Annotated in this window: 5 protein-coding genes and 1 pseudogene; 5 read left to right on the forward strand and 1 reads right to left on the reverse strand. The window is 36.9% G+C overall.

Going from position 1 to position 7,084, the window contains the following annotated elements; all coding sequences use genetic code 11:
• The 3 genes from infB to Q0L68_RS13815 all read left to right on the forward strand — a co-directional run.
• The coding region (infB, locus tag Q0L68_RS13805) for a translation initiation factor IF-2 (RefSeq protein ID WP_296704237.1) at positions 1–1,957 on the forward strand (1,957 nt) is incomplete at its 5' end.
• A 380-nt stretch (positions 1,958–2,337) separates the two neighbouring features.
• Positions 2,338–2,883, forward strand: a complete 546-nt coding sequence (locus Q0L68_RS13810; protein WP_296704240.1) for a hypothetical protein — start codon at positions 2,338–2,340, stop codon at positions 2,881–2,883.
• A 110-nt stretch (positions 2,884–2,993) separates the two neighbouring features.
• The gene (locus Q0L68_RS13815) at positions 2,994–4,097 is read left to right on the forward strand and encodes a hypothetical protein (protein WP_296704243.1); all 1,104 of its coding nucleotides are present in this window, start codon (positions 2,994–2,996) and stop codon (positions 4,095–4,097) included.
• A gap of 12 nt (positions 4,098–4,109) precedes the next feature.
• Here Q0L68_RS13815 and Q0L68_RS13820 read toward each other — a convergent pair whose 3' ends face one another.
• Positions 4,110–5,744 (reverse strand): carbon starvation protein A, encoded by a 1,635-nt coding sequence (locus Q0L68_RS13820; RefSeq protein ID WP_296704245.1) that lies wholly within the window; start codon positions 5,742–5,744, stop codon positions 4,110–4,112.
• 229 nt (positions 5,745–5,973) lie between these two features.
• Here Q0L68_RS13820 and accD point away from each other — a divergent pair, with 229 nt between their 5' ends.
• Positions 5,974–6,816, forward strand: a complete 843-nt coding sequence (accD, locus tag Q0L68_RS13825) for an acetyl-CoA carboxylase, carboxyltransferase subunit beta (RefSeq protein WP_296704250.1) — start codon at positions 5,974–5,976, stop codon at positions 6,814–6,816.
• 134 nt (positions 6,817–6,950) lie between these two features.
• Positions 6,951–7,084, forward strand: a pseudogene (locus Q0L68_RS13830) (NADH:ubiquinone reductase (Na(+)-transporting) subunit F); the annotation flags it as partial.

The raw sequence follows: 7,084 nt of genomic DNA on the forward strand, positions 1-7,084 counted from the left end.
CCAAGGAGGTCAAAAAGGAAATAATCAAAATAGAGGAGGACAAGCGAGAGTACAGAAAGCTGAACCCACTCAAAAAGAAATTCAGGATCAAATTAAGCAGACTCTTGCTAGGCTTCAAGGTAACAAGCCGGGAGGGGGGAAATCTAAGTCAAGAAGAGATAAAAAGGCAGAACGAGAAAGAGAAGTTGATCACGAAAATGAAGAAACTAAATTGCTTAAAGTCACAGAATTTATTTCTGCCAATGACTTAGCAGCTCTTTTGGACGTTTCTGTGAACCAAATTATTTCGACTTGTATGTCTTTGGGTATGTTCGTTTCGATCAACCAAAGACTAGATGCTGAAGCGATAACTATCATCGCAGATGAATTTGGCTATGATGTAGAGTTTACCAAGTCCATCGAAGATGAAATTGTAGAAGAGGTTGAAGATGCTCCTGAAGATTTGGTAGAAAGAGCTCCGATTGTCACAATCATGGGACACGTTGATCATGGTAAAACTTCGTTGCTTGATTATATCCGTACCTCTAAAGTTACAGCAGATGAAGCAGGTGGAATTACTCAACACATCGGTGCTTATGATGTAACGACTAAAACTGGAAATAAAATTGCTTTTTTGGATACTCCGGGTCACGAAGCCTTTACAGCGATGCGTGCTCGTGGTGCTAAAATTACTGATATCGCAATCATTGTCATTGCTGCAGATGATAGTATCATGCCGCAAACCAAAGAGGCCATCAACCATGCTCAAGTGGCTGGTGTTCCTATGATTTTTGCCATAAATAAAATTGACAAGCCCAATGCTAATCCGAATAAAATTAAAGAGGAATTAGCAAACATGAATCTCTTGATAGAGGAGTGGGGTGGAAAATATCAATCTCAGGAATTATCCGCTAAAACTGGAGAAGGGGTTGATGATCTATTGGAAAAGGTTCTTTTGGAGGCAGAAGTCTTAGAATTAAAAGCAAATCCGGATAAAAATGCTTCAGGTACTGTAATTGAAGCGTCTTTGGATAAAGGTAGAGGGTATGTAACTACGATTATGGTTCAAAGTGGTACTTTGAATATTGGAGATATTACCCTTGCAGGAAAGCATTATGGCCGTGTGAAAGCTATGTTTGATCATAAAGGCAAAAAGCTTAAAACTGCAGGACCTTCTACTCCAGTTCAGTTGCTAGGTTTAAGTGGTGCTCCTCAAGCCGGTGACATTATCAAAGTTTACGATACCGAGAGAGAAGCAAGAGAAATTGCTAACTCAAGAGAGCAAATACAAAGAGAGCAAAGTCTTAGAACTAAGAAACATATTACCTTGGATGAGATTGGTCGTCGTTTGGCAATCGGGTCATTTAAGGAGCTCAATATCATCATCAAAGGTGACGTGGATGGATCAGTTGAAGCACTTTCAGATTCGTTATTAAAACTGTCTAAAGACGAAGTTAAAGTTAGCATCATCCATAAGGGTGTTGGTCAGATTTCTGAGTCTGACGTACTTCTAGCTTCAGCTTCGGACGCCATTATTTTAGGATTCCAGGTAAGGCCTTCTGCAAATGCTAAGAAATTAGCAGAACAGGAAGAAATTGAAATCAGACATTACTCTATCATTTACGATGCGATTAATCAAATCAAGGATGCAATTGAAGGAATGCTTGAGCCAGAATTCGAGGAAGTTATCACTGGTAATATCCAAGTTCGTGAAGTCTTCAAGATTTCGAAGATTGGTACTGTAGCTGGTTCCTACGTTATGGATGGATTTATCACCCGTAAGAACAAAATCAGAGTGATCCGAGATGGGATTGTAATCCATGAAGGTGAGATCGATCAGTTGAAGAGATTCAAGGATGATGTTGCTGAAGTGAAAGCTGGATATGAATGTGGTATTTCTATTAAGAACTTCAATAATATAGAAGTAGACGATACGATTGAAGGCTATGAAATGCGTGAGATCAAGCGAAAAAAATAATTTAGCTTGAATAAGTAATATAAAAAGGAACGGGAAATCGTTCCTTTTTTATTTTTGAGACATGATTGAAGCAATTCTATTTATTCTAAAATTTTTAATTGGAGTTTCTGTCCTACAGCTTTTCCTAGGATTGATTAAACCAGTCTATGTCCTTTGGTTTTTGGATCGTTTCAATAGATTGAAAGTTTTGAAAATTTTCGGATTATCAACTATAATACTTCTTGTAATTTATTTATTTATCAAATTTATTTTGAATAATTGAAATAGGTTGAAATAATATTTTGTTTCCTTTAAATTTATTTATTCTCAATCAGATTTTTAATTCTTAATTGGGGAAAGGATTAATTTATATTTACTTTTCGTACTGCAAAGTATCTGAATTGAAAAAACTCTCTTCCATATTACTGCTCTTGTGTTTTGCCATCTACCATTTTGGCTATTACGCTTTCTATGTTTCCTTCGATACTCATTTAGAGTCAAAGTGGGAAAATAAAGTGTATAGTTTAGAATTGGGAGAGTTGGATGAAAGAATGATGGAAGTCCCATTGACTGTCCCTTATATGTCTTACCAAGAGGATTTTCAGGTTACTAATACCAGATTTGAGAAAGACGGGAAATATTACCGGGCAATTAAACAACGGTACATCGACGATAAATTGCAGATTATTTATGTTCCAGACACAGCTAGGAAAGCCCTGGATAATACCATAAAAAAATGGATTTCTTCCTTAGTTGACGATGAGCTTCCTGCTGATCAAGGGAGTAAAACTCTTTTGAAAAATTTTGTCAAAGATTACATTCAAAGTGAAGATCTTTCATTTCTAGTTTTTTCTGCAAAACACGAAAGTAATTTAATAGGGTTTATTTTTTCAGCTTATCAAAATCCGGTTTTCACCCTCGATTCACCTCCTCCCCAGTTTTCTTGATTTTTTGATCGAGTACTTCGTATTCGACACCATTTTGATTTTCCATAAAAGAAAATCTTCATCTTTTCAAAGTGTCTTGTTTCAGGCACTTAACAATTTACCCTACAAAAATGAAAAATATTACTACTATCATAGCAGTAGCCATGCTACTGTGTACAATAAATTCTTACGGTCAAGGTTGTGTCGCGATTCGTCAATTTTCTGGATTGGGGAATGCTGTAGGCCAAGGGAATATGCTTGAAAAAGGCGAATGGAATATTTCGGCCAATTACAGATATTTCAAGTCATTTAGACATTTCAGAGGTACCCATGAAGAAACTAATCGAGTGGAGGATGGTACTGAGGTTATCAATCATCAACATGGAGTTGATTTCAATATAAGTTATGCGTTCAATGAAAGGGTGTATGGTATCCTTTCCTTGCCTTTGCAGTATAACGAACGCAGTTCATTATATGAGCATGGAAGAACCGAACGGCATACTACTTATTCTAAAGGATTGGGAGACATTCGTATTGGTGCTGGATATTGGTTGCTCTCAGGCGAAAAAGCAAAAAAAGGAAATACTGCAATCGGCTTGGGGATTAAATTCCCTACTGGTGATTACGCCGCGACAAGTAAATTTTATAATCAAGGAACTGAAGGAATTGAGGAGGTAAAAACTGTTGATCAGTCCATACAACTTGGAGATGGAGGCACTGGTCTAATAATTGATTTTCAAGGACTATGGAATATTTCAAGTTCTTATTTCTGGTATTATGATGGATTCTATATGTTTAATCCGAAAGAAACTAACGGAACCCCAACTAATAGACGAAGGGAAAATGAGGCAATTATGAGCGTTCCGGATCAGTTTGCTGTTAGAACGGGTGTATTCAAATCGTTCGAGAAGATTCATGGATTAGGAATTTCCTTAGGTGGGAGAGTAGAGGGAATACCTGTTCATGATGTCATTGGAGGAAGTAATGGATTTAGAAGGCCGGGATATATTGTTTCAGTTGAACCCGGAATAAGTTACATGAAAGGTAACGTGACTGGGACATTAAATGTGCCGATTGCTTTGCTTAGAAATAGAACCCAAAGTGTCACTGATATCGAAAATTCTACCCCTGATGAGGTAGTCCATGGGGATGCTGCTTTTGCAGATTATTTGATCAATTTCTCGTTGGCATGGAGAATTCCTAGAAAAGTGGCAACACCGTTTAATTCATTATAAAATCAGATGAAGTCAAAGAGCCTTGGCTGGTTCTTTGACTTCTGATTTTAGACTTTTTGTTGCTAAAACCATTAAGGAAATTGCCAGTACAAATAAGGCAGCTGCAATAAGAGAGAGTACATAAACCTCATCTTGGAAATTTTTCCAAGCAAACAATCCCAAAGATGCCAATGTCACTGTAAACATGAAAAACATAGGAATCGTGACAAACCATGCATTAACTTTTTCCCGGATCATCCAAACTGCAATCGTTAATAGAGCCAATGCTGCCAACAATTGATTTGCAGAACCGAAGATTGGCCAAAGGGTCGTAAATTCTCCCGAAACAAGTAATAGGATTGAAAGCAAAACAACGATGCTGGTAGACAGATATCGATTAGTTGCTATTTTCTTGGCGGCTGGTTGAGGTAAATCTTCAAAGTATTCCTGCAAAGTAAATCTTGCCAATCGGGTACAGGTATCCAATGTTGTTAAGGCAAAGGCAGAAACTGTTAATGCAACAAAAGCCACGGCAAACTCTTCTTGAATACCCAAACTAGAAATCATACCTCCTAATCCTGTTGAAAATAAAGCCACTGGTCCTTCTCCTGTGAGTCTATCAAAATAGTCTCCTCGTTCTAAAACAATCACAGCGCAAACTGAAATAATCGCTAAAAAGGATTCAATAAGCATTCCTCCAAATCCCACAAGTTTGGCATCACTAGCTTTATCAAGTTGTTTGGAAGTGGTCCCTGAAGCTACCAAAGAATGAAATCCGCTTATTGCTCCGCAGGCAATAGTAATAAACAAAACAGGGAAGATATACCCTAAACTCTCGGATGAAGCTACAATTTCATTGGTCATCTTTACCTCTGGGTTGGCAATGAAAATACCCAAGACAGCGGCGATGATCATTCCATAAAGTAGAAAGCTATTCAGATAATCTCTTGGCTGAAGTAAAAGACTTACTGGAGTTACAGAAGCAATGAAGGCATATCCCAGTAAAGCCAGAATCCAAATTTTATAGTCCAACACTATTGGGAATTGAATTCCCACAAAAACGAAAAAATACATTAAAATCACCCCGATAGCACTCAGTACTATAAATGCAATTTTTTTACTTCCCACGATTTTACTGAACTTTCCGAAAATGATAGCAAGAAAAATAAAAGATATAGAAGCCGATGCTACCCCAGGATTACTGACGAATGTTTTTGCAATAATATCAGCGAACACACCAATAACCAGGATTAGAGTTGAAAATGAAAAGATGATGAAGAGTTGCTTTCCTTTCGGGCCAATTTGGTTTCTAATAATGACACCTATAGATTTTCCGTCTGTTTTTAGAGAGGCTGCCATGCTTCCTAAATCATGAACTGCCCCAAAAAATATTCCACCGACCAAAATCCAGATAACTGCTGGGATCCAACCAAAAGTAACAGCAATAATAGGCCCGACTATCGGTCCAGCTCCGGCAATAGAGGCAAAATGATGCCCAAGAACTACAATTGGTTTGCTAGGTTCATAATCTACCCCATCATTAAATTCATGTGATGGAGCAGGCTTTTTATCATTGATACCGAACTTTTTGTAAACAAATCCTCCATAAAATTTATAAGCCAGAAAAAGAATTATTCCAGACGCAATTAATAATAGTGGAAGGCTCATCTTTGGGTTATTTGGCGATTGTTGAAATAACTGCTTAATTATGTAGTATAACGTTAATACTTCAAAATAAAGCAATTATAAGAGGAGTAAAAAGGAAATTAAAACTGAATACAAAAAGAAAATCTCTTTCAAATAAAAGTAAGGTATATACTAACTGATTTTATTTAATGGAGATTAGGACTAAATTTGTAACCTTTGATTTATCAAAACAACGACCTAAAATCACATTATGGCTTGGTTTAAAAGAACTGACAAAGGCATCAAAACCTCCACTGCGGAGAAAAAGGATACACCGGATGGCCTTTGGTTTAAAACCCCGAATGGAAATATTATTCATACACGTGAATTGAAAAACAATGCATATGTATGTCCTGACGATGATTTTCATGTAAAAATCGGATCTAAAGAATATTTCGAGATACTGTTTGATGGGAATAAATTCACTGAATTGGATAAGGATATGAAATCCGGAGATCCGCTGAATTTTACCGATACCAAACCATACACAGCTCGTATTGAAGCGACTATCAAGAAAACTGAACTCAATGATGCAGTAAGATCTGCGGTTGGGAAGATGAATGGATTGGATCTGGTAGTATCATGTATGGATTTTAATTTTATAGGTGGATCTATGGGCTCTGTAGTTGGCGAAAAAATTTCTAGAGCTATCGACTATTCTTTAAAGCATAAAGTTCCTTTTCTAATGATTTCGAAATCTGGCGGAGCAAGAATGATGGAAGCTGGATTTTCTTTAATGCAAATGGCTAAAACTTCGGCTAAGTTGGCATTATTGGATCAGGCTGGAATTCCATTTATATCTTTATTGACTGACCCAACCACCGGCGGAGTAACTGCTTCCTATGCTATGTTAGGAGATTTCAATATTGCAGAGCCAGAAGCTTTAATCGGATTTGCAGGTCCTAGAGTAATAAGAGAAACTATCGGAAAAGATTTGCCTAAAGGATTCCAAAGTTCTGAGTTCGTTTTAGAGCATGGATTTCTTGATTTTATCATCGATAGACGACAATTAAAGAGCAGATTGACAACTTTGTTAAACCTCTTGCATAATTAATCAGTTATCCTATCAAATGAATTGCAGTTTCTAGCCAAATTTGGATTTGGTTATGACCTGTTTATAGGATTTATAAATATATTTGTGTTCCAAAACCGGAATCAATCCATACGAAAAAGTAAAACCAATATTTCATGGGTTCAGTAATTATTACATCTATAGTAGCATTTACAGTAATCATATTGCTGCTGGTATTCATTCTCCTTTTTGCTCAGTCTAAACTGGTAAATTCAGGAGATGTAAACATTGTCATAAATGGCGATGAAAG

The organism is Algoriphagus sp. (assembly GCF_024642405.1).
Taxonomy (GTDB): Bacteria; Bacteroidota; Bacteroidia; order Cytophagales; family Cyclobacteriaceae; genus Algoriphagus.

Bases quoted from the DNA above. Each gene is read 5' to 3' on its own strand.
- Q0L68_RS13815 (WP_296704243.1), top strand. From the start codon at position 2,994: ATGAAAAATATTACTACTATCATAGCAGTAGCCATGCTACTGTGTACA.
- Q0L68_RS13820 (WP_296704245.1), bottom strand. From the start codon at position 5,744: ATGAGCCTTCCACTATTATTAATTGCGTCTGGAATAATTCTTTTTCTG.
- accD (WP_296704250.1), top strand. From the start codon at position 5,974: ATGGCTTGGTTTAAAAGAACTGACAAAGGCATCAAAACCTCCACTGCG.